At 63.0% G+C, this 21,481-nt stretch carries 25 protein-coding genes and 4 tRNA genes; 25 read left to right on the forward strand and 4 right to left on the reverse strand.

Annotated elements, in window-relative coordinates; translation table 11 throughout:
- Positions 1-79: 79 nt before the first annotated feature.
- Genes G8767_RS19110 through G8767_RS19120 form a run of 3 tightly spaced genes read left to right on the forward strand, consistent with a single transcriptional unit; the run spans position 80 to position 2,216 of the window.
- Positions 80-724 (forward strand): PaaI family thioesterase, encoded by a 645-nt coding sequence (locus tag G8767_RS19110; RefSeq protein ID WP_095970475.1) that lies wholly within the window; start codon positions 80-82, stop codon positions 722-724.
- Position 725: 1 nt separating this feature from the next.
- Positions 726-1,721, forward strand: a complete 996-nt coding sequence (locus tag G8767_RS19115) for an o-succinylbenzoate synthase (RefSeq protein WP_166811192.1) — start codon at positions 726-728, stop codon at positions 1,719-1,721.
- Positions 1,722-1,769: 48 nt separating this feature from the next.
- A complete protein-coding gene (locus tag G8767_RS19120) occupies positions 1,770-2,216 on the forward strand; it encodes a hypothetical protein (RefSeq protein ID WP_003941973.1) in 447 nt (148 codons plus the stop codon).
- 66 nt (positions 2,217-2,282) lie between these two features.
- On the opposite strand, the gene G8767_RS19125 is transcribed toward G8767_RS19120, so the two are convergent.
- Positions 2,283-3,110 (reverse strand): siderophore-interacting protein, encoded by an 828-nt coding sequence (locus G8767_RS19125; RefSeq protein ID WP_050655828.1) that lies wholly within the window; start codon positions 3,108-3,110, stop codon positions 2,283-2,285.
- A gap of 58 nt (positions 3,111-3,168) precedes the next feature.
- Positions 3,169-3,771 carry a flavin reductase family protein gene (locus G8767_RS19130; RefSeq protein WP_095970474.1) on the reverse strand — a complete coding sequence of 201 codons (603 nt, stop codon included), beginning with the start codon at positions 3,769-3,771 and terminating at the stop codon, positions 3,169-3,171.
- A gap of 69 nt (positions 3,772-3,840) precedes the next feature.
- Between G8767_RS19130 and menD the strand changes: the two genes are divergently transcribed.
- The 4 genes from menD to G8767_RS19150 all read left to right on the forward strand — a co-directional run bounded on the left by menD (position 3,841) and on the right by G8767_RS19150 (position 7,844).
- Positions 3,841-5,454, forward strand: coding sequence for a 2-succinyl-5-enolpyruvyl-6-hydroxy-3-cyclohexene-1-carboxylic-acid synthase (menD, locus tag G8767_RS19135; protein WP_095970341.1), 1,614 nt, complete (start codon positions 3,841-3,843; stop codon positions 5,452-5,454).
- On the forward strand, positions 5,451-5,894 hold the full coding sequence (locus G8767_RS19140; protein WP_166811194.1) for a DUF3592 domain-containing protein: 444 nt from the start codon (positions 5,451-5,453) through the stop codon (positions 5,892-5,894). Before menD ends, G8767_RS19140 begins: the two co-directional genes overlap by 4 nt.
- A 68-nt stretch (positions 5,895-5,962) precedes the next feature.
- Positions 5,963-7,108, forward strand: coding sequence for a glycosyltransferase family 1 protein (locus G8767_RS19145; RefSeq protein WP_346843010.1), 1,146 nt, complete (start codon positions 5,963-5,965; stop codon positions 7,106-7,108).
- A 37-nt stretch (positions 7,109-7,145) separates the two neighbouring features.
- A complete protein-coding gene (locus G8767_RS19150) occupies positions 7,146-7,844 on the forward strand; it encodes a demethylmenaquinone methyltransferase (RefSeq protein ID WP_042925614.1) in 699 nt (232 codons plus the stop codon).
- A 56-nt stretch (positions 7,845-7,900) separates the two neighbouring features.
- On the opposite strand, the gene G8767_RS19155 is transcribed toward G8767_RS19150, so the two are convergent.
- A complete protein-coding gene (locus G8767_RS19155) occupies positions 7,901-9,169 on the reverse strand; it encodes a geranylgeranyl reductase family protein (protein ID WP_166811196.1) in 1,269 nt (422 codons plus the stop codon).
- A 98-nt stretch (positions 9,170-9,267) separates the two neighbouring features.
- Between G8767_RS19155 and G8767_RS19160 the strand changes: the two genes are divergently transcribed.
- Positions 9,268-10,317, forward strand: a complete 1,050-nt coding sequence (locus G8767_RS19160) for a polyprenyl synthetase family protein (protein WP_166811198.1) — start codon at positions 9,268-9,270, stop codon at positions 10,315-10,317.
- Between the two features lie 174 nt (positions 10,318-10,491).
- Positions 10,492-11,355 carry a zinc metalloprotease HtpX gene (gene htpX / locus G8767_RS19165; protein ID WP_029254860.1) on the forward strand — a complete coding sequence of 288 codons (864 nt, stop codon included), beginning with the start codon at positions 10,492-10,494 and terminating at the stop codon, positions 11,353-11,355.
- Positions 11,356-11,425: 70 nt separating this feature from the next.
- Here htpX and G8767_RS19170 read toward each other — a convergent pair whose 3' ends face one another.
- The gene (locus G8767_RS19170) at positions 11,426-11,917 is read right to left on the reverse strand and encodes a YajQ family cyclic di-GMP-binding protein (protein WP_003941854.1); all 492 of its coding nucleotides are present in this window, start codon (positions 11,915-11,917) and stop codon (positions 11,426-11,428) included.
- Positions 11,918-12,141: 224 nt separating this feature from the next.
- Between G8767_RS19170 and G8767_RS19175 the strand changes: the two genes are divergently transcribed.
- From G8767_RS19175 to G8767_RS19250, 16 genes are all read left to right on the forward strand, one after another.
- Positions 12,142-12,224 (forward strand) — tRNA-Tyr (locus tag G8767_RS19175).
- 298 nt (positions 12,225-12,522) lie between these two features.
- A tRNA-Thr gene (locus G8767_RS19180) sits at positions 12,523-12,595 on the forward strand.
- 45 nt (positions 12,596-12,640) lie between these two features.
- Positions 12,641-12,713, forward strand: a tRNA-Met gene (locus G8767_RS19185).
- 61 nt (positions 12,714-12,774) lie between these two features.
- Positions 12,775-12,942: a 50S ribosomal protein L33 gene (rpmG, locus tag G8767_RS19190; RefSeq protein WP_003941903.1), complete on the forward strand. Its 168-nt coding sequence runs from the start codon at positions 12,775-12,777 to the stop codon at positions 12,940-12,942.
- Positions 12,943-13,028: 86 nt separating this feature from the next.
- Positions 13,029-13,583, forward strand: a complete 555-nt coding sequence (gene hadA / locus G8767_RS19195) for a (3R)-hydroxyacyl-ACP dehydratase subunit HadA (RefSeq protein WP_019744315.1) — start codon at positions 13,029-13,031, stop codon at positions 13,581-13,583.
- Positions 13,570-13,995 carry a (3R)-hydroxyacyl-ACP dehydratase subunit HadB gene (gene hadB / locus G8767_RS19200; protein ID WP_047268906.1) on the forward strand — a complete coding sequence of 142 codons (426 nt, stop codon included), beginning with the start codon at positions 13,570-13,572 and terminating at the stop codon, positions 13,993-13,995. Before hadA ends, hadB begins: the two co-directional genes overlap by 14 nt.
- Before the next feature lie 173 nt (positions 13,996-14,168).
- Positions 14,169-14,241 (forward strand) — tRNA-Trp (locus tag G8767_RS19205).
- A gap of 31 nt (positions 14,242-14,272) precedes the next feature.
- Positions 14,273-14,776 (forward strand): preprotein translocase subunit SecE, encoded by a 504-nt coding sequence (secE, locus tag G8767_RS19210; protein ID WP_166811200.1) that lies wholly within the window; start codon positions 14,273-14,275, stop codon positions 14,774-14,776.
- A gap of 84 nt (positions 14,777-14,860) precedes the next feature.
- Positions 14,861-15,697: a transcription termination/antitermination protein NusG gene (gene nusG, locus G8767_RS19215; protein ID WP_166811203.1), complete on the forward strand. Its 837-nt coding sequence runs from the start codon at positions 14,861-14,863 to the stop codon at positions 15,695-15,697.
- A gap of 66 nt (positions 15,698-15,763) precedes the next feature.
- Positions 15,764-16,198 carry a 50S ribosomal protein L11 gene (gene rplK / locus G8767_RS19220; protein ID WP_003941896.1) on the forward strand — a complete coding sequence of 145 codons (435 nt, stop codon included), beginning with the start codon at positions 15,764-15,766 and terminating at the stop codon, positions 16,196-16,198.
- A 109-nt stretch (positions 16,199-16,307) separates the two neighbouring features.
- Entirely contained in the window at positions 16,308-17,027 is a 720-nt protein-coding gene (gene rplA, locus G8767_RS19225; protein WP_003941982.1) for a 50S ribosomal protein L1, read from the forward strand.
- 119 nt (positions 17,028-17,146) lie between these two features.
- Positions 17,147-17,839 (forward strand): hypothetical protein, encoded by a 693-nt coding sequence (locus tag G8767_RS19230; protein WP_166811205.1) that lies wholly within the window; start codon positions 17,147-17,149, stop codon positions 17,837-17,839.
- A gap of 402 nt (positions 17,840-18,241) precedes the next feature.
- Positions 18,242-18,826, forward strand: a complete 585-nt coding sequence (gene rplJ, locus G8767_RS19235) for a 50S ribosomal protein L10 (RefSeq protein WP_003942074.1) — start codon at positions 18,242-18,244, stop codon at positions 18,824-18,826.
- A 78-nt stretch (positions 18,827-18,904) separates the two neighbouring features.
- Entirely contained in the window at positions 18,905-19,291 is a 387-nt protein-coding gene (rplL, locus tag G8767_RS19240; protein WP_003941857.1) for a 50S ribosomal protein L7/L12, read from the forward strand.
- Between the two features lie 259 nt (positions 19,292-19,550).
- Positions 19,551-20,672: an ABC transporter ATP-binding protein gene (locus tag G8767_RS19245; protein WP_206029546.1), complete on the forward strand. Its 1,122-nt coding sequence runs from the start codon at positions 19,551-19,553 to the stop codon at positions 20,670-20,672.
- A gap of 9 nt (positions 20,673-20,681) precedes the next feature.
- Positions 20,682-21,476 carry an ABC transporter permease gene (locus tag G8767_RS19250; RefSeq protein ID WP_003942038.1) on the forward strand — a complete coding sequence of 265 codons (795 nt, stop codon included), beginning with the start codon at positions 20,682-20,684 and terminating at the stop codon, positions 21,474-21,476.
- Positions 21,477-21,481: the final 5 nt, after the last annotated feature.

Genomic DNA, 21,481 nt, shown 5'->3' on the forward strand with positions numbered 1-21,481 from the left:
GCCACGATAGAGGCAAGCGTCGCGCGTCTAACGGATACCTGAGGTAGAACATGTTCCCGGGCGCGCTAACGTGCAGGTCATGAGCGAACAAACCGCAGATGGCACGGAGATCGTCACAGACGGTGAGAACCGGGGCGGATTTCCGCGGTTCCGGCACACTCCCGCAGGTCCGGACTTCGGGCGTTTCGTCGAGGCTATGCGCAGGTTGCAGGACCTTGCGGTCTCGACCAACGTTCCCGACGACGTACTCGCTGACATCGCCACGCAAGCCGAAGAGCTTGCCGATCGGCTGACGCCGTACGAGGTGCCGGAGGGCAAGTCACCTGCGGGCTCCAACATCCAACTGCCCGGACGCGGCAGCCTCCTCATGCTCCCGTGGATGGTCGAGAAGTTCGACACCGAAGGAGTCCGCAGTACCGGCGTCTTCCGCCGCTACCACCTGGGTGGCAACGGCGCCGCTCACGGCGGTGTACTGCCCCTGTTGTTCGACGACATTTTCGGGATGACGGTCCACGCGGGCGGCCGTCCGATCTCCCGGACCGGCTACCTCCACATCAACTACCGCGCGATCACTCCGCTCAACACGCAACTGGTGATCGAAGGGAAGGTGGATCGGGTCGAGGGGCGCAAGACCTTCGTCAGCGCGCGCCTGACCGACCTCGACGGCAAGCTCCTCGCCGACGGTGATGCGCTCATGATCGAACTGCTTCCAGGACAGCCCTGACATGTTCCCCTCGTTCGACGATCTGATCGCGGACGCCGTGGTGCTCGCGCTGCCGATGCGAGTTCGCTTTCGCGGCATCACGACTCGTGAGGCTCTGCTCGTTCGTGGCCCGGCCGGGTGGGGAGAATTCGCACCCTTCGTCGAGTACGACGACGGCGAGGCGTCGCAGTGGTTACTCGCCGGGATCGAGGCGGCGTGGCTGGGGCCACCGCCTGCGCTTCGTCCGGCAGTGCCCGTGAACGCCACTGTTCCGGCGATCGACGCGTCTGCCGTTCCGCAATTGTTGGAGCGTTTCCCCGGGGCCCGGACCGCCAAGGTCAAGGTCGCCGAGAAGGGACAGACGTTGGCGCAGGACGTCGCCCGGGTGAACGAGGTGCGTCGGCACATCCCGAACGTGCGCGTCGACGCCAACGGCGGTTGGAGCGTGGACGAGGCGATCACGGCTTTGCGTGCCGTCACCGAAGACGGTGAACTCGAATACGCCGAGCAACCGTGCGCAAGCGTCGAGGAACTGGTCAGGGTCCGCGCGGCGGGGACCGGTGTGCGGATCGCTGCCGACGAGAGCATTCGCCGTGCCGAGGACCCGCTGCGTGTCGTACGAGCCGGGGGAGCGGACGTCGCCGTCGTGAAGGTGCCGCCGTTGGGCGGGATGCGTGCTGTGGTGGCCCTGTCGGCGCAGCTGGCGGACTACGGGGTACCGGTGGTGGTCTCGAGTGCGCTGGACACGGCTGTGGGGATGTCCGCGGGACTGGCGGCCGCGGCAGCCTTGCCCTCGCTTCCGTTTGCCTGTGGTCTCGGCACGGGTGGCTTGTTCGTCCGGGATGTCGCGGTCACCGAAGCAGCCGCCGACGGCGCTTTGTCCGTTGGTGCCGTCGAGCCTGATCCGGTTCTGCTCGAGACGTTGGCGGCGCCCGCCGACCGGCGCGACTGGTGGTTGGAGCGCGCCAGGCGCTGCCATCGGATACTCGGCAGTAGAGACCAGCCGAATTTCGTATAGTCTCGGGCGCGACCTGATGAACATCAGTGAAGAATGAAGGGATCGAAAGTGGTTGCAGCTCTGAACGAAACCCTGCTCGAGGAATCACGGGTTCCCGCGGTCGTCGCGGACGTGCAGACCTTGATCGACGCAGAGGTTTCGGATAAGTCGGGGGCCTCAGGGCTGGCTCTCAAGGGTGGCTACGGCGCGGTCAAGAAGGTGAGCCCGTCCATCGTGCCGGACGCCGTCACCGCGCTTCTGCCGGCTTTCGTGGCAAAGCTCGAGCCGTACTGGCAGGAATTCTCGGCTTCCGGTGAAGGCAGCTTCGCCGATTTCATCAGTGCCCGCGGCGACGCGGTCGCCGATTCCCTCCTCGAGGTGACGGACGAGCGCATCGAGGGTAGCGACAAGGCTGTCGTCAAGTCGATGTACTCGAAGCTGCGCGGTTCGGCCAAGAAGCATGTGACTGCAGCTCTGCCGCGTCTGGGCGATGTGATCCAGAAGCACGCTGCATAAGCGAACGTAAAACAACGAGTGGCCCGGGAGTTTCTCCCGGGCCACTCGTCGTTGTCGGTGCTTTTGTCAGTGAGCCGAATGTCCGTGACGCCAGAAACCGGTGAAGGTGATGTCGGTTTTGGCGAACTTTCGATCGTTCACGAGATGTCGACGCAGCCCTGTGGTGAGAGCCTGTTCGCCGGCGACAAACGTGTACGACGGCCCCTCGGGCAGCTCGGCAGCGCGGACGGTTTCGAGCGTGAGAACACCCGGCGTCGCATGTTCGTCCTCGCGAACGAGCCAGTGAACGTTGACGTTCGCCAGCTCCGGAATGTCTTGCTTGTCTTCGATGTTCGGAATCTCGACGAAGACCTCGGCACGCAGATCTGCTGGCGCGGTTTCCAGAATGCCGATGATCGCTGGGAGCGCACTCTCGTCGCCGACGAGCAGTTGCCACTTGGCCTCGGGTGTGGGGTTGTAGATGCAGCCTTCGTCCAGCAGCGCGACCTTGTCGCCGGCCGACGCGGTGTCCGCCCACGCGGATGCCGGGCCGATGTCGCCGTGGTAGGCGAAGTCGATGTCGATCTCCGTGGTCTCGCCGAAGAGGCCTGCTCCGGCAGCACGGTAGGCGCGAATCGTGTAGTTGCGCACGACGGGTCGCGTGTCCTTGGACATCAACAGATACTGCGCGTACCAGAGATTGCTTGCCGCGCTCGGCAATCGGAGTTCACTCTGGCCGACCTGTGGGATGAACATGCGGAACCACTGATCGGCACCCATCGGTGCGATGGTGGACAGTTCTTCGCCGGCGATGGTCACTCGGATGAAGCTGGGGCTTATACGTTTGTTCGCCACGACCTGCGCCGACACGATGCTGCGTGAGGCCGGTTTCACGAACTTGGCGCGCTTGGCCATGACTGGTTGCTCCCTGATTATCTGTTACTCGTACCTAATCAGGTAACCCTAACCTGATTTAGGGTCGCTGTGGAGTGGTGGGTCTGTCCTTTTCGACGACTTCGGGCGGAAGACCCCATTGCGCTCGGCCGAGTCGGCTCATCGGTGCGATTGCCGCGAAGTCCGGTAGCCCGTCGTCGGCGACGGCCTCGGGACGTACTGCGACCGCGACCACGTTTCCCATCACGACAAAGGAATTACCGACCTCGATGACCTGGTGGAGCGTGCATTCGATGGCGATCGGGGAGTCGGCGACCCGGACGGGGCGAACCCGCTCGCTCGGCTCGCTACGAACGTTCAACTCGAGAAATTCGTCGGCCTCGGCGTCGTAGAAGGCGGAACTCTCGTTCACCACGTCGGCGAGCGCGGCGGTCGCCAGGTTGATCACGAATTCGCCGGTCGCTTCGATGTTGCGCAGACTGTCCTTGCGTCCGACCGACGTGAACTGCACGATCGGCGGCGCCGAACTGGCCACGGTGAAGAAGCTGTACGGAGCCAGATTGCCGACGCCGTCGCCCGACACCGTGGACACCCACGCAATCGGCCGGGGAACCACCGAAGCGGTGAGTAACTGATAGAACCGGCGGGGTTCGAGCTCGGCTGGATCGAAGAGTGTGCGCACCCACACATAATGCCGCCCCTCGCTGCCCCTCGGCACGCCTGCGCCTGAACATCTGACACTCTTGAAGGCGTGAATCCGTCCACTGCACAAGCCACAGCCGTCGTCGACGAACTGGTTCGTGGTGGCGTGCGTGAAGTCGTGCTGTGTCCAGGCTCTCGCAACGCACCCCTCGCTTTTGCCCTCCAGGCTGCCGATCTCGACGGCCGGTTGCGTCTGCACATGCGGATCGACGAGCGGACGGCAGGCTTTCTGGCACTCGGACTGGCAATCGCCGGTAAACGTCCGGTCCCCATCGTGATGACCTCCGGGACCGCCGTCGCGAATCTCGGACCTGCGGTCCTCGAGGCCAACTACGCGCGAGTGCCGTTGGTGGTCCTGAGCGCTAACCGGCCGTACGAGATGCTCGGCACCGGAGCCAACCAGACCGTCGAGCAACTCGGGCTCTTCGGCAGTCAAGTCCGCGCAACCATCAGCCTGGGCTTGGCCGAGGACGATTCGACACAGAACAGCCAATGGCGCTCGGCGGTTTGCCGGGTCCTCGCCGCTGCCCGCGGAACCCGATCCGGAAACGCGGGTCCGGTGCATTTCGACATCCCACTCCGTGAGCCGCTGGTGCCGGACGTGCACGTCCAGGGACCGGTTCCGGAAGGCCGTCCCGGCGGTGCAGCCTGGACCACCACCCAGAACGCGACGCTCGATGTTCCGGTCGATCTGGACCTCACCGCAGATACGGTGGTCATTTCCGGACACGGCAGCGCACTTCGACCCGAGCTGGCCGGCCTGCCGACGGTGGCCGAGCCGACGGCTCCGATGCACGGGATCGCACTGCATCCACTCGCGCTCTCGCAACTCAAGCCCAAGCAGGCGATCATCACCGGCCGCCCGACGTTGCATCGTCAGGTCTCGAAGGTGCTGGCCGACCCGAGCGTCGACGTCTATGCGCTGACAACCGGGCCGCGCTGGCCCGACGTGTCCGGCAACGTACTCGCCACCGGAACCAGGGCAGTGGTCACCGGGACGCCCGATCCCGCCTGGATTGCTCGCTGCGCCGCGCTGACCGAACACGCCGAAACTGCCGTCCGCAAACAACTCGACGCCCACCCCAAGGCCACCGGCCTACACGTGGCAGCTGCTGTGATGGATGCTCTCGCGGACGGCGACCAGCTTCTGCTCGGCGCATCCAACCCTGTTCGCGATGCGGCACTCGTGAGCTATCCCAAGCCCGCCGTGCGGGTGCTGTCGAATCGCGGCGTCGCAGGTATCGACGGCACCGTCTCGGCGGCGGTCGGTGCCGCATTGGCGTACGAGGGCGGACGGACCGTCGCTCTCATGGGCGACCTGACCTTCCTGCACGACGCGTCCGGGCTGCTGATCGGGACCGGTGAGCCGAGGCCGAGCGACCTCACCATCGTCGTAGCCAACGACGACGGCGGCGGTATCTTCGAGCTCCTCGAACAAGGCGACCCGCAGTACGCCGGCGTCTTCGAGCGAGTGTTCGGAACACCCCACGGCATGGACCTCGCTGCGCTGTGCGCCGCCTACCGCGTGCCGCACGCAGCCGTCAGCGTCGACGCCCTGGCAACGACGCTGGCGCAACCGGCCAACGGCATTCGGGTTCTCGAGGTCGCGACGGATCGCAGTGGACTGCGCGAACTCCACGCTTCCGTGCGGGCACAGCTGTGACGCAAACGGTTCTGCGTCGCCTCCGCATCGGCGTACTGGTGGTTGCGGTCGGCATTTCGGTGCTCGCGGTGATCCTGGTTCTCGGTGCCTGGCGCAACGATCGGACCATCGAATCGAACATGGGGACCGCAACCGCCGAGGTGCTCTCGGCGGGCTCGCTACGGTCGGCGATCAGCTTCGTGACTCCGGACGGCGCGAATCACAACCCTGAACTGGGCGTGCTCTATCCCACCAATCTGACTGTGGGACAACGTATCGAAGTCGAGTACTCCAAGGTCGACCCCGATTTGGTCCGGGTGGCAGGACGCAACGCGACGGTGGCGCTGATCCCGGCCGGATCCGTGATCGTCGTGACATGGCTCCTGGCCGGATCGTCGATCTGGTACCTGCGCAAGCGGGAAGCGCAGGCGGCAGGTTCGGCGCCGGTCGCCTCGAGTTAGTTCGCGCTTCGCCCGAACTTCACACGAACATGACGTGGACTTTTCCTGGCCCTGTCACCGTTCTCGATGTGAGAGTAGCCATCGTTGCGGAGTCATTCCTGCCCAACATGAACGGCGTCACCAACTCGGTACTACGCGTGCTCGAACACCTCGATCGCACTGGCCACGACGCCATGGTCATTGCGCCAGACACCGTCGGATCCGACACCTCTGCCGCCACCGAACACGACGGCGTGCAGGTGGTTCGGGTGCCGGCGGTCATGGTTCCCAAAGTCAGTTCACTTCCCGTCGGTCTGCCGCAACCACGATTGACCACAGCCGTGCGGACCTTCGCGCCCGACGTCGTCCATCTGGCATCGCCGTTCCTGCTCGGCGCCGGGGGAGTGGCCGTCGCCAAGAGGCTCGGAATCCCCACCGTCGCGGTGTATCAGACCGATGTCGCCGGATTTGCCGAAAGCTACGGGCTCGGCGTCACGAGCCGCGCCGCGTGGGCGTGGACCCGTCGAATCCACAAGAGCTGCAACAGGACCCTCGCGCCCTCCACGTCGGCAGTCGACGCGCTCGAAGAGCACGGCATTCCGCGTGTGCACCGATGGGCCCGGGGCGTCGACGCACAACGATTCGCGCCTTCGCGTCGTAGCTCGGTGTTGCGGCAGTCCTGGATCGGCGACAGCGACCGGTTGGTGGTCGGTTTCGTCGGTCGCCTCGCGCCCGAAAAGCACGTCGAGCGACTGGCCGTGCTGGCCGCCGATCCCAGTGTGCAGATCGTCGTCGTCGGCGACGGCCCGGACCGGCAGAATCTGCAGCGACTGATGCCGGACGCGATCTTCACCGGACAACTCGGCGGTACCGACCTGGCCGATGCGTACGCGAGCCTGGACGTATTCGTTCACCCCGGCGAGCACGAGACCTTCTGCCAGGCGGTCCAGGAAGCTCTCGCCAGCGGTGTCCCCGTCGTGGGACCGGACGCCGGCGGCCCGCGTGACCTGATCTCGCATTGCCGCAACGGCTACCTTCTGCCGACCGACAGGTTCACCGAACTCCTGCCAAGCGCGGTCGACGCACTTCGTCAGCGGGATCTGCGGGTGCAGTTCGGCTCCGCGGCAAGGCGCTCGGTGCTTCACCGGACCTGGCCGGCACTCTGCGAAGAGTTGCTCCGTCACTACGAGGACGTGCAGGGCCTCGGGCGGCGAACAGGTGTCAGAGCAGCCTGAACGCCCTCGCTGCCCGAGGGTTGGTAGCGTTTCGGGTGTGGCCACTACACACGGAACCCGAGCAACTCTCGAGAAGCAACCGCACGAAGTCGCGTCGATGTTCGACGACGTCGCGGAGCGATACGACCTCACCAACACCGTGCTGTCCTTCGGCCAGGACAAGGGTTGGCGCAAGGCCACCCGCGAAGCCCTCGACCTCAAGCCGGGCGAGAAGGTACTCGACCTCGCCGCCGGAACCGGTGTCTCGACCGTCGAACTGGGACGCTCCGGTGCGTGGTGCGTCGCCACCGACTTCTCCAAGGGAATGCTGAAGGCCGGAATCTCGCGCAAGGTTCCGATGGTCGCAGGTGACGCGATGTACCTGCCCTATGCCGACAACGTCTTCGATGCCGCGACGATCTCCTTCGGCCTGCGCAACGTCTCCGACTTCGAGGCCGGACTGCGTGAGATCGCCCGCGTCACAAAGCCGGGCGGACGTCTCGTCGTCAGCGAGTTCTCGACGCCCGTCTTCGGACCCTTCCGCACGGTCTACATGGAATACCTCATGAAGGCGCTCCCGCGGGTCGCACGCACTGTCAGTAGTAATCCCGACGCCTACGTCTACCTCGCCGAATCGATCCGTGCCTGGCCGACCCAGGAAGAGTTGGCCCGCAAGATCGAGGCAGCCGGGTGGAAGAACGTCAAGTGGCGCAACCTCACCGGCGGAATCGTGGCGCTGCATTACGCAACTGCCTGAACCTGCTGTGCGCCTTTATTAACCCCCGGCGGTTAATAAAGGCGCACAGCACTTGCTCAACCGAACAGCGGTCGGGAGTCGATCTTTCTCGACGCGGCCCCCGACGCGCGCCAGGCCTTCGCCGTCAGATCGGCGTCGGCATCGGTGACGAGGTTCCCCATGACCCGCACGGCGACCGTCATCAGCGCCCGTGAGCGCATCGCGATCGGACCCGACGCCGGCAGGAATTGCGGAACTGTCAGCAGGCCTGCGAGCCGGCGCGCGACCGAGAACGCCTGCCCGTAATGCTCCCGAAGCACGCTCGGCCACAGCTGCGTCAGATCGTCGGCGCCGAGCTGTTCGACCACCAAACGTCCGCCTTCGAGGCCGTAGTCGATGCCCTCACCGTTGAGCGGGTTCACGCACGCCGCGGCGTCACCGATCACGGCCCAGTTGCGTCCGGCGATGTTGGAAACTGCTCCTCCCATGGGTAGCAAAGCCGAAGCGACGGAATGTATTTCGCTGCTCCACTGCCACTCGCCTCGGCGCTGATCGGTGTAGAGGTCGAGCAAGGGTCGCAGGGCACCTGGTGCCGGACGCTTCGACGTCGCCAGTGTCCCGACGCCGATGTTCACCTCGCCGGTGCCGAGCGGGAAGATCCAGCCGTACCCCGCCTGCAACGTGCCCTCGCCGTCCCGCAGTTCCAGATGCGAGGTGATCCACGGATCGGCGCTGCGCGGCGTCGCGACATACGCGCGTGCCGCGACGCCGTACGCGGTGTCCCGGTGCCACTGCCGTCCCAGCTTCTTGCCGAGCGTCGAGCGAACGCCGTCGGCGATGATCAGCGTCCGACAACGAAGGGTGCTGCTTCCCGAGGGGCCGGCGAGTACGACGGCGGCAACTCGATCACCGTCGAGTTCGACGTCCACTGCTTTGGTGCCCTCGACCATGACCGCGCCGGATTCGACTGCGCACCGGCGAATGGCGTCGTCGAGTTCGGTGCGGGGGATGGCACTGCCGATCGGCGGGAACGACGTCCCCGGCCACTCGAGTTCGAGTTCTTGTCCGAAACCGGACAATCGCAGGCCCTTGTTCGTCGTATGTGACCGAACCCACTCACCCAGGCCGAGGAGATCCAGTTCCGCTACGGCGCGCGGAGTGAGTCCATCACCACAAGTCTTGTCTCGCGGGAACACGGCAGCGTCCACGAGGACGACGTCTCGGCCGCTGCGGGCGGCCCATGCAGCGGCCGAAGAACCCGCGGGACCTGCGCCGATGACCACAATGTCGGTTTCGGTCGGAAGCGAATCGACGACGGGGGACTGCTCTTCTACGGACACACTCACATCTTCCCAGGCTCGCGATCGCCACCGTGGCGAGGCCGTCCCGAGTGCGAACCGCTAGGTTCACTACCGTGGGAACCGAGCCGTCACTGACGACAGGAATGGGTACTGACATCGTGAGCACCGAAAAGACTGCTGCCGACGCAACCGCATCGAGCACCGTCGTTGCAGGCATCGACCTCGGCGACGAACAGCTCGCCGCAGTAGTGCGTGGTGGACTCTCCGATGTCGAGGAGTTGTTGGTCAGCGAGCTGTCCGACGGAGAAGACTTCCTCACCGAGGCAGCGCTGCACCTCGCGCGCGCCGGGGGAAAGCGCTTCCGTCCGTTGTTCACGATCCTGACCGCGCAGCTCGGACCGGTGCCGAACGATCCGTCGATCATCACCGCAGCGACCGTCACCGAACTCGTTCACCTCGCAACGCTCTATCACGACGACGTCATGGACGAGGCCTCCATGCGGCGCGGAGCACCCAGCGCCAACGCCCGCTGGGGAAACAGCGTGGCGATCCTGGCCGGCGACTATCTGTTCGCGCACGCATCACGCCTGGTATCGACGCTCGGGCCTGAAGCCGTTCGGATCATCGCCGAAACCTTCGCAGAGCTGGTCACCGGCCAGATGCGCGAGACGATCGGCGTCAAGAAGGAACAGGATCCGGTCGAGCATTACCTCAAGGTCGTGTGGGAGAAGACCGGTTCGCTCATCGCTGCATCCGGACGATTCGGCGGCACTTTCTCCGGCGCCGACGCAGCTCACATCGAGCGCCTCGAGCGCCTGGGTGACGCCGTCGGCACCGCATTCCAGATCTCCGACGACATCATCGACATCTCGTCCGTGTCGGCGCAGTCCGGCAAGACACCGGGCACCGACCTGCGCGAGGGCGTGCACACCCTGCCTGTTCTGTACGCGTTCCGCGAAGAAGGAGCCGACGCAGATCGCCTGCGGGAGCTGCTCGCGGGCCCGGTCACCGAAGATGCACTGGTAGACGAGGCACTCGAACTGCTCGAGCGTTCGCCGGGCATGGTCAAGGCAAAGGCAAAGCTCGGCGAGTACGCCGTCGCGGCAAAGGCTCAGTTGGCCGAACTGCCCCAGGGGCCGGCGAACGAAGCGCTGGTGCGTCTCGTGGACTACACGATCGAACGAGTCGGCTGACACTCGACGAATCGGGGTTCCCGGGTGGAAACCCCGATAGTCCCTGGGGTGAATCCCTGACGACCCTGGGTGGGAACCCTGATGACCCTGTCCTTCGTTGACTGAACAGACCCGGTGCACACGCCGGGCAGTTCGGGTGAGCCTTCGGCTCCGGCGAGGCAAGAGGTGAGCAGTTTGCACGGCTACGCGAACGGTGCGAAGACATTCGGGTTGTTGGTGGGGATGTCGGCGCTGATCGTCTTCATCGGCTCGCTGTTCAACAGCCCGTTCCTTCTGTGGGGATCCGTTCTGTTTGCCGTCGGCATGAATGCCTACGTCTACTTCAACAGCGACAAACTGGCGCTCCGATCGATGCGCGCGCAGCCCATCACCGAGGTCGAGGCACCGGCGATCTACCGGATCGTGCGCGAACTCGCCACGACAGCGCACCAACCGATGCCTCGGCTGTACATCAGCCCCACGAACGCCCCGAACGCGTTTGCCACCGGTCGTAGCCCTCGTCACGCCGCGGTATGCGTGACCAGCGGAATCATGCAGATCTTGAACGAACGCGAATTGCGGGCCGTGCTCGGGCACGAACTCTCCCACGTCTACAACCGGGACATACTGATTTCGTCCGTTGCCGGCGCGATGGCCAGCGTCATCTCGGGTCTGGCCAACTTCGCTATGTACGCGAGCATCTTCGGTGGCCGAGGGAACGGGCAGGGAAGTAATCCGATCGCGCTGCTGCTCGTCTCCCTATTGGGACCGATCGCGGCAACCGTGGTCAAGCTGGCCGTCTCGCGCTCTCGCGAGTATCAGGCCGATCAATCGGGAGCCGAGCTCACCGGTGACCCGTTGGCGTTGGCGTCGGCGCTACGGAAGCTCGAGTCGGGCGTCGCGGCCGCGCCGTTGCCGCCCGAACCGAAGCTCGCCGCGCAGTCTCACCTGATGATTGCCAACCCCTTCAGAGCGGGGGACAAGGTGAGCAAGCTGTTCTCCACGCATCCGCCCATGGCGGACCGGATCGAGCGTTTGGAGAAGATGGCCGGGATGTAGGGCCTTCGGCCCCTGTGCGCGGTTAGGCAGTCCCAGGACTCCTTAACCGCGCACGGGGGCGCAGCCCCTACTACCGGTAGTTCACGAACTGCAGGGCGATCCCGAAGTCCTCACCCTTGAGCAGGGAGATGACGCCCTGGAGGTCGTCGCGCTTCTTGCTGCTCACACGAAGCTCTTCACCCTGGATCTGCGCCTTGACGCCCTTGGGGCCCTCGTCGCGGATCTTCTTGGTGATCTTCTTCGCGTTCTCGCTGCTGATGCCCTGGACCAAGGTTCCGGACAGCTTGTAGATCTTTCCGGACTGCGCCGGCTCGCCGGCATCGAATGCCTTCAGCGAGATGTCACGACGGATCAACTTCTCCTTGAACACGTCGAGGGCGGCCAGCAGTCGCTCCTCGGTGTCGGCGTTCAACGTGATCGTCTCTTCACCAGACCACTCGATCGACGCTCCCGTGTTTCGGAAGTCGAAACGCGTGGTCAACTCCTTGGCAGCCTGATGTAGGGCGTTGTCCACCTCTTGACGGTCAACCTTGCTCACCACGTCGAAGGACGAATCAGCCACTTCACACTCCCGCTTTCCGGTAGTTCACGAACATCGAGTTCCGCCCACCTTCCATACCGGTGGACACCTCGACGTTATCGGGTCGGCACCGCCCGTTACCACCCGGTTTGCAAAATGGGGGTGTGTTCGTTGTATTCTTCTCACCGCACCGAGGAAGCCGTTTTCGGCCGCCGCACGTCGCGATATACTTGCGAATGCGCCGGATCGAAACCTGGTGCAAGCACGGCAGATTGCCCGAGCGGCCAATGGGAGCGGACTGTAAATCCGTCGGCTTATGCCTACGTAGGTTCGAATCCTACATCTGCCACCCCAAGTCAGCCCCGATTCTCTTCACGAGAGTCGGGGCTGACTTTTTTGTGCGTGTTCCGAGGTCGGACGCGCTGGTGACGCCGACGCCGGCCGCGGCTCAGGGGCCTCGGGGGAGGGTTTCGGGGGAGTGCAGGGTCAAGCGGGTTCCCGCAAAGCCCTCGCCAGCGGCCCCGATCGGTGCAACAATGGGCTCCGGCACCATTTTTGCCCCGATGACCAGCGGATTTGGTGCTGGCGCTCGTTCGTGTGTAATCTTTCGGAGGCTTCAAGAGAGCGGCAACGCACTCCTGAGCCACGCCCCCTTAGCTCAGTCGGTAGAGCGTTTCCATGGTAAGGAAAAGGTCAACGGTTCGATTCCGTTAGGGGGCTCGCTGGATTGTGGTGCCGTGCTTTCCGCGCGACACTCGACACCGAGGCGGTGTAGCTCAGTTGGTAGAGCAAACGACTCATAATCGTTGCGTCGCCGGTTCAAGTCCGGTCACCGCTACACAATATGCATGATCCACCCTGATTGCTCGTAATCAGATACACCCGAAAGAAGGCATCCCGTGGCCTCCTCGACCGACGTTCGGCCCAAGATCACCTTGGCCTGCGAGGTATGCAAGCACCGCAACTACATCACCAAGAAGAATCGGCGCAACGACCCCGATCGCCTGGAGCTCAAGAAGTTCTGCCCCAACTGCGGAACCCACCAGTCGCATCGCGAGTCGAAGTAGTAAGTCCTTAACAGGACGACGATTTTCGCGGAAGACCCTCTCTGGGCCTGCGTCTTCGGGTCCTAGCTAGAAGAGAGTCTCACCGCGTGACAGATTTGCAAGAGAACCAGGCAGCGGCCGAGGTCCCTACGGACCCGGCCGCTCATGCCGTCCAGATGGTCGGTCACCACTATCGTGTCGAAGACTTCTACGAGGTCGGACGCGAGAAGGTGCGCGAGTTCGCTCGCGCCGTCCAGGACGCTCATCCCGCGCACTACGACGAGTCGGCAGCCAAAGGCCTCGGATACGACGGCCTGATCGCTCCCATCACGTTCGTCGCCATCGTGGGTGCCATTGCTCAGCGACGTCTGTTCGAAGAGATCGTCACAGGCTACGACCTGAGTCAGATTCTTCAGACCGATCAGCGACTGGTGCTGCACAAGCCCATGCAGGTCGGTGACCGACTCTTCTGCGACGTTTTCCTGGATTCGTTCAGGCAGGCCGCAGGTAGCGACATCATCGTGACCAAGAACATCATCACCGATCAGAACGACGAAGCAGTTGTCACCACGTGGACGACGCTCGTTGCTCGTACGGGTGGGGAAGTGGACGAGAACATCGCCCACGCAGTCAAGGACGTGATGATGCATGTCGCTTCGTAAATTTTCCGACGTCAGTGTCGGCGAACTTCTCCCCGAGAAGTCCGTCACCCTGACGCGTGGAAACCTCGCCAACTACGCGGGTGTTTCGGGAGATCCTAATCCGATTCACTTCAGCGACGAGGTCGCTCGACTTGCCGGCTTGCCGGACGTCGTCGCGCACGGCATGCTCTCCATGGGTATCGGTGCCGGCTACGTCACTGAATGGCTGGGAGATCCGGGCGCAGTGACCGAGTACAACGTACGGTTCACGAGCCCGGTGATCGTGGCAGCCGACAAGGCGGCCGAGATCGAGTTCACCGCCAAGGTGAAGTCGGTCGACGAAGAAAGCAAGACTGCAGTACTGGCAATCGTGGCCAAGTCCGAAGGTAAGAAAATCTTCGGTCGGGCCACCGCCACGGTCCGTCTAGCCTGATCGCAGGGCGGATTGTGTTTGTTCCGGGGCTTTGAAGTACACTGAGATTTCTGGGATTCCTCAGCGCTGCGCGCTGCCCTGAATGTTGCAAGGCATTCACCTCGGGTAGCGCGTATGTTGTGTGATCGCAGAACGGTTGATTCAGGCAGGGTCTACCTGTCGAGGTCAACCAAAGGGGCGTAGCTCAACTGGCAGAGCAGCGGTCTCCAAAACCGCAGGTTGCAGGTTCAAGTCCTGTCGCCCCTGCCCCCGGATGCCAGCGACTGAGAGGAACGACGTGAGCGAGGAGCGCGCCAAGCGCGACGCCGACACTTCGGATGCGGAGACTTCAACGTCTGCCGATTCGACCGGTGTCGACGACACTGCAGCTGACGCGACTACGCGTTCCGATCTGTCGCTGGACAAGGAGGGCGCCGAGAAGGCACCCTCCGCACCTAGTGGGGTTTCCAACAAGCCGACCGGCAAGCGCGCTGCACGCGGCGCCTCGGTCAGCGCGTCCACCGTGAAGACTCCGGCCCGGACGGCATCCCGGACATCTTCGGCCAAGCCGACTGCAACGAACCCAGGCAAGAAGCCCAAGGCGAAGAAAGACAACATCTTCAAGCGCCTGCGCAAGTTCTTCCGCGAGGTAATCGCAGAACTCCGTAAGGTCATCTGGCCGAACCGCAAGCAGATGATCACCTACACCAGCGTCGTGCTGACGTTCGTGGTCTTCATGGTCGCTTTCATCAGCGGCGTCGATATCGCTGTGATCAAGGGTGTCACCTGGCTGTTCGGCTGATCGCCGTAGCAGCCGGGCGTCTTTGCCTGCGAGCGCGACAAGACCCGACCCGGGTCCGAGTAACGAGAGGAAGCGAGTGCCCCAGTGAGCACCCCCGAGAACGACACGAATGAGGCTTTGGCCGAAGAGCGTGTTTCTGCCGAGGCGGCAGCCGAAGTAGACGTCGTGGTTGCCGAAGGCACCGATGCAGACGTTGCCGAAGGCGCCGACGCAGACGCTGCAGCGACCGAGGACGTCATCTCCGACGATGCCGAGAACTCCGACGAGGCCGCTCCCGCCGCCGAGCTCGAGGTCGAGGATCCCGTTGCCGAACTCAAGGCTGCGCTTCGTCGCGCCCCGGGCGACTGGTACGTCATCCACTCGTACGCCGGTTACGAGAACAAGGTCAAGACAAACCTCGAGACTCGCGTTCAGAACCTCGACGTCGGTGACTACATCTTCCAGGTGGAAGTTCCCACCGAAGAGGTCACCGAGATCAAGAACGGCCAGCGCAAGCAGGTCAACCGCAAGGTTCTGCCCGGATACATCCTCGTTCGCATGGAGCTCAACGACGAGTCGTGGGGCGCCGTGCGCAACACGCCTGGCGTCACCGGTTTTGTCGGTGCCACGTCGCGTCCCTCGCCGCTGACCCTCAACGAGGTCGTCAAGTTCCTGCTCCCGCAGCAGGAGCAGAAGAAGCAGCAGGCTGCAGCGGCCGCCGTCGCAGCAGGCGAGGCACCGTCCGAGTCCTTCGGCAAGCCCCTCATCGAGGTCGACTTCGAGGTCGGCGAGTCGGTCACCGTCATGGACGGCCCGTTCGCAACCCTTCCGGCCAGCATCAGCGAGGTCAACGGCGAGCAGCAGAAGCTCAAGGTTCTCGTGTCGATCTTCGGTCGTGAAACCCCGGTTGAGCTCAACTTCAACCAGGTCGCGAAGATCTGACCACCCCAAAACTTGCAATTTGTTCGACGCAAGACACACACCCAAGCTAGAAACTAGGAACTAGAGATGCCCCCAAAGAAGAAGAAGCTCGCCGGGCTCATCAAGCTGCAGATCCAGGCAGGTCAGGCTAACCCTGCACCTCCCGTGGGTCCCGCGCTCGGTCAGCACGGCGTGAACATCATGGAGTTCTGCAAGGCCTACAACGCGGCGACTGAGTCCCAGCGCGGCAACGTTGTGCCGGTCGAGATCTCGGTCTACGAAGACCGGACCTTCGATTTCAAGCTGAAGACCCCTCCCGCCGCCAAGCTGCTCCTCAAGGCAGCCGGCGTCGCCAAGGGCTCCGGCGAACCGCACAAGACCAAGGTCGCCTCGGTGACCATGGATCAGGTGCGCGAAATCGCGAAGACCAAGGCTGAAGACCTCAATGCCAATGACATCGAGCAGGCCGCGAAGATCATCGCCGGCACCGCTCGTTCCATGGGCATCACGGTCCAGGGCTAGTAGTCCGCTCCACAGCATTACGTGGGAGGGCCGGCCAGGCCCCGACCACAACTGAACCATTCACCACTGCACAGGTAATTCGCTGCAGTGATAAGTAAGGACAGAACAAATGGCAAAGCGCAGCAAGGCGTACCTCGCCGCCGCTGAGAAGATCGACGCAGACAAGCTCTACAGCCCGCTTCAGGCTGCAAAGCTCGCCAAGGAGACGTCGTCCACCAAGATGGATGCAACCGTTGAGGTTGCAGTTCGTCTGGGCGTCGACCCCCGTAAGGCTGACCAGATGGTCCGCGGAACGGTCAACCTGCCCCACGGCACCGGTAAGACCGCTCGCGTCATCGTGTTCGCTGTTGGCGAGAAGGCAGCAGAAGCCGAGGCTGCAGGCGCTGACGTAGTCGGTGCAGAAGACCTGATCGAGCGCATCCAGGGTGGATGGGTCGATTTCGACGCCGCAATCGCGACTCCTGATCAGATGGCCAAGGTCGGCCGCATCGCTCGTGTCCTCGGACCGCGTGGCCTGATGCCGAACCCGAAGACGGGCACCGTCACGGCGGATGTCACCAAGGCTGTCAACGACATCAAGGGCGGAAAGATCAACTTCCGCGTCGACAAGCAGGCCAACCTGCACTTCGTCATCGGCAAGGCATCGTTCGACGATGAGAAGCTGGTGGAGAACTACGGCGCAGCCCTGGACGAGATCCTGCGTGCGAAGCCCTCGTCGGCCAAGGGACGCTACGTGAAGAAGATCACGGTCTCGACCACCACCGGTCCGGGCATCCCGGTGGATCCGAACCGTACTCGCAACCTCCTCGAGGATGCTGCAGACGCGTAAGCAGTCCGCATACGAACAAGAAGGCCGGCAGGGATCAACTCCCTGCCGGCCTTCTTGTCTGTTTCGGGAGGGAGTGATCCCTGCCGGTGGTATCGGTCCAACGGTGGCATCATCGGGGTATGCACGAAGCGTTCCAGTTCCTCGGAAACTTTTGGTGGCTGATCTTCGTTTTCGGCGGCACCATCGGTGGGGCGCTGAAAGGTGTCGCGGTTGCCAACGAAAAGCGGATCGAGCGCCGGCAAGAGCGCTTTCGGCTCAAGCAGCAGACCAAGGTCGCCATCGCGCAGGCCAATGCACAACATCACGCCGACGAAGAAACACAGCGCCGAGAGCTGGCGAAGGTAATCGAGCAGCACGATGCGGTCGACGCCCGATGGTTCTCATATGAGCTCGATCCGGTCACACTGCTCGACACCCCGATGATGACGGACATGCGTGAGCCTTTGACGGCCGATTTTCATCGAGCCAAATATCGTGCCGATCTGCTCCGTCCAGGCAATCCGGAGACGATGATCGGCAACCAGCAGGCACAAACCGAGTATCGCGAGGCGGTGCACGCGTACTCGATCGCCTTCGAGATCGCGGAAGCGGAGGCGAAGCGTCGCCGACGGAGCGGATTCACCCTCGACGAACAAGAGCGCCTGGTACGGGCGCAGCGTCTGCTGCGACTGGCCATGGACGAGGGCGCGACGCCACAGGAACGTCAGAGTGCGTATCGGAAGGCCCACAAGGAACTCGATGGGCTGCTGGTGTTGCCGGACCGAGCTCGGGCAGAGATCGAACACAAGATCGCCAGGGCTATAGGCGCGTGACGAACCCGATTTGGTTATACAGCGAGCAGTCAGGTAGTCTTCGACGCGGAGTTCAGTGCTGGATATGAACTTCACCCCAAAATCATGTTCTACCCAAGACCGTTGGTGATTGCACTCAGTGATGAGTGTGGTTGAAAGTCCGGGAGTGCCCGGCGGCCCACGTAGGTGAACGAGGTAGGGGGATAGCTTGATGTAGTGGTTCTACAGTTTGCCTGGTTATGCACTGCTTTGCGTTGCATCGTTATGCTGATTCGTAAGCCTCTTCTTCATGTTTCCTCTGTACGCCCCGTGCGCTTGCGCCGGGGCGTTTTGCATGTCGCGGACTGTGTCTTCTCGGGTTCACCCCGATGAGGTGCAGCGGTTCCTGAGTGGGACAACGACTGTCACGAGAGGAGGCGAAGTATGGCAAAGCCTGAGAAGGTTTCCGCAGTTGCGGAAATCACCGAGCAGTTCAAGGGTTCGACCGCCGCTGTGGTCACGGAATACCGTGGCCTTTCGGTTGGCAACATCACGACACTGCGACGCGCTCTCGGAGAAGGTGCCACCTACTCCGTCGCCAAGAACACCCTGGTCAAGCGTGCCGCCGCAGAGGCTGGCATCGAGGGCCTTGATGACCTGTTCGTTGGTCCGACCGCCATTGCATTCATCAAGGGCGAACCGGTCGACGCTGCGAAGGCTCTGAAGAACTTCGCTAAGGACAACAAGGCGCTCATCATCAAGGGCGGCTACATGGACGGCGCTGCGCTGTCCGTGGAAGAGGTCAACAAGATCGCGGATCTCGAATCCCGCGAAATCCTGTTGGCAAAGCTTGCCGGCGCGATGAAGGGCAACTTGGCAAAGGCCGCAGGCCTGTTCAATGCTCCCGCTTCGCAGATGGCCCGTTTGGCCGCTGCCCTGCAGGAGAAGAAGGCTGCAGAAGGCGGAGCCGCAGAGGCCCCCGCAGAGGCTGCCACCGAGGCTCCGGCCGAGGCCGAAGCCGAAAGCTGATCCGCACCCGCGCATCACTGCTATAACCCCGCCCGGTCGCGGATCAGCGACATGGGACTTACAGGAAGGACCGCCACAATGGCGAAGCTCAGCACCGAAGAGTTGTTGGACCAGTTCAAGGAGCTCACCCTCCTCGAGCTCTCGGAGTTCGTTAAGGCATTCGAGGAGACCTTCGAGGTCACCGCTGCTGCTCCCGTCGCCGTCGCCGCTGCAGGCGCACCGGCTGCCGGCGCAGAAGCTGCTGAAGAGCAGGACGAGTTCGACGTCGTCCTCGAGTCGGCTGGCGACAAGAAGATCCAGGTCATCAAGGTCGTCCGTGAGGTCGTTTCCGGCCTCGGCCTGAAGGAAGCCAAGGACCTCGTCGAGAGCGCTCCGAAGGCCATCCTCGAGAAGGTTGCCAAGGACGCCGCAGAGGCTGCCAAGGAAAAGCTCGAAGCTGCCGGCGCAAAGATCGTCATCAAGTAAGACGGTTTTCCCGCTGCTCTTCGCGAGTAGTAACGAAGAGGGCCACTCCCCACGGGGAGTGGCCCTCTTTTTTTGAACTTTTTTCGCGGGTGATATGTCGGAATCCATGCAGGTGGGAGGGGTGTCCGAACTAGGCTGTGACCTGAATTATGCTTCTTCCCTACTCGTTAGTAGTATTCGCAGTCACGGGTACCACTCCCATGCGATAGAGTGACCCAACCCACACGGGTGCATGCATGCAACGGACGTCGCGGAGGTAATGGTGGGAGTCGAGGTAGCGGTACAAGGACTGACAAAGTCTTTCGGGTCGCAGAGGATTTGGCAGGACGTGTCGTTGACACTTCCCGCGGGTGAGGTCAGCGCACTGCTCGGGCCTTCGGGTACCGGTAAGTCGGTGTTCCTGAAGTCCCTGATCGGACTGCTCCGCCCTGAACAAGGCTCCATCGTCATCGACGGCACGGACATCCTGCAGTGCTCCTCCAAGGAGCTCTACGAGATCCGCAAGCTGTTCGGCGTTCTCTTCCAGGACGGCGCGCTGTTCGGCTCGATGAACTTGTACGACAACATCGCCTTCCCCCTTCGTGAGCACACCAAGAAGTCGGAATCCGATATCCGCAAGATCGTGATGGAGAAGTTGGACCTCACGGGTCTGGTCGGCGCCGAGGACAAGCTTCCCGGTGAGATCTCCGGCGGTATGCGCAAGCGTGCCGGTCTGGCGCGTGCACTCGTGCTCGATCCCGAGATCATCCTCGTCGACGAGCCTGACTCCGGTCTGGACCCGGTGCGTACGACGTACATCAGCCAGACGCTGATCGACATCAACGCCCAGTCCGACGCCACGATTCTGATCGTCTCGCACAACATCAACCTCGCACGTACGGTGCCGGACAACATCGGCATGCTCTTCCGTCGTCAGTTGGTGATGTTCGGTCCTCGCGAGGTGCTGCTCACCTCGGACGAACCCGTCGTCAAGCAGTTCCTGAACGGAACGATGATCGGTCCGATCGGTATGTCGGAGGAGAAGGACGAGGCTCAGATGGCGCACGAGCAGGCGCTCGTCGACGCCGGTCACCACGCTGGTGGTGTCGACGACGTCGAGGGCATCGTGCCGCAGATGAAGGCCACCCCCGGAAACCCCGAGCGTCAGGCTGTTCGTCGTCGCCAGGAGCGCGTCCGCCAGATCATGCACACCCTCCCAGCTAACGCTCAGGCGGCAATTCAGGACAGCCTGGACGAGGTTGACGGAACTGGGCAGTACGATCCCCAGTACGCCGACGCGAGCGGCTATCAGGGGGAGTGGAACGACAACTCGCAAGACACGCAGGTCATTCCTGCATACGAGGGCGATCCCTACGGAAACACGACACACGGGCAAGGGTAGGCATATCGGATGGGGGTTACCCGCAACTCGGTTCTGAGTCCGGTCAACGGAGCATTAACTCAGGCCGGAAACATCGTCGAACTGTTCGTCGACGTCGTCAGGAATACGTTCCGGCGTCCATTTCAGTTCCGTGAGTTCATCGAGCAGGCCTGGTTCATCGCCAGCGTGACAATTTTGCCGACGGCATTGGTAGCCATCCCTTTCGGCGCCGTCGTCTCACTGCAGACCGGTTCGCTGATCAAGCAGTTGGGTGCAGAATCGTTCACCGGCGCTGCCAGCGTCCTGGCGGTGATCCAGCAGGGTAGCCCTCTGGTGACAGCGTTGCTGGTCGCCGGTGCGGCCGGATCGGCCGTGACGGCCGACCTCGGTTCGCGAACCATTCGCGAAGAGATCGACGCGATGGAAGTCCTCGGAATCAATCCGATTCAGCGCCTGGTGGTTCCGCGTGTACTCGCGATGGTGCTGATCGCTGTGCTGCTCAACGGACTGGTGTCCGTGGTCGGTATCGCGGGTGGTTACTTCTTCAACGTCATCCTGCAGGGCGGTAACCCCGGTGCTTACATCTCGTCGTTCTCAGCTTTTGCCCAGCTACCGGACATTTGGAGCGGAGAGATCAAAGCCGCGGTGTTCGGTGTCATCGCTGGTGTGATCTCCGCGTACAAGGGACTCCACCCATCCGGTGGCCCGAAGGGCGTCGGTGAGGCGGTGAACCAGGCCGTCGTCATCACGTTCCTGCTGTTGTTCTTCGCCAATCTGATTCTGACGATGGTGTACCTCCAGATCGTGCCGGCGAAGGGATCTTGACCTAA

The organism is Rhodococcus sp. IC4_135, from assembly GCF_011602025.1.
GTDB lineage: Bacteria > Actinomycetota > Actinomycetes > Mycobacteriales > Mycobacteriaceae > Rhodococcus_F > Rhodococcus_F baikonurensis.

Excerpts from the sequence above, each read along its gene's own strand:
- G8767_RS19245 (WP_206029546.1), top strand. The coding sequence starts at position 19,551 with ATGGTGGGAGTCGAGGTAGCGGTACAAGGACTGACAAAGTCTTTCGGG.
- G8767_RS19125 (WP_050655828.1), bottom strand. The coding sequence starts at position 3,110 with ATGGCCAAGCGCGCCAAGTTCGTGAAACCGGCCTCACGCAGCATCGTG.
- G8767_RS19250 (WP_003942038.1), top strand. The coding sequence starts at position 20,682 with ATGGGGGTTACCCGCAACTCGGTTCTGAGTCCGGTCAACGGAGCATTA.
- G8767_RS19230 (WP_166811205.1), top strand. The coding sequence starts at position 17,147 with ATGCACGAAGCGTTCCAGTTCCTCGGAAACTTTTGGTGGCTGATCTTC.
- G8767_RS19110 (WP_095970475.1), top strand. The coding sequence starts at position 80 with ATGAGCGAACAAACCGCAGATGGCACGGAGATCGTCACAGACGGTGAG.
- rplA (WP_003941982.1), top strand. The coding sequence starts at position 16,308 with ATGGCAAAGCGCAGCAAGGCGTACCTCGCCGCCGCTGAGAAGATCGAC.
- rplL (WP_003941857.1), top strand. The coding sequence starts at position 18,905 with ATGGCGAAGCTCAGCACCGAAGAGTTGTTGGACCAGTTCAAGGAGCTC.
- G8767_RS19160 (WP_166811198.1), top strand. The coding sequence starts at position 9,268 with ATGGGTACTGACATCGTGAGCACCGAAAAGACTGCTGCCGACGCAACC.
- G8767_RS19115 (WP_166811192.1), top strand. The coding sequence starts at position 726 with ATGTTCCCCTCGTTCGACGATCTGATCGCGGACGCCGTGGTGCTCGCG.
- rplJ (WP_003942074.1), top strand. The coding sequence starts at position 18,242 with ATGGCAAAGCCTGAGAAGGTTTCCGCAGTTGCGGAAATCACCGAGCAG.
- rplK (WP_003941896.1), top strand. The coding sequence starts at position 15,764 with ATGCCCCCAAAGAAGAAGAAGCTCGCCGGGCTCATCAAGCTGCAGATC.
- hadB (WP_047268906.1), top strand. The coding sequence starts at position 13,570 with ATGTCGCTTCGTAAATTTTCCGACGTCAGTGTCGGCGAACTTCTCCCC.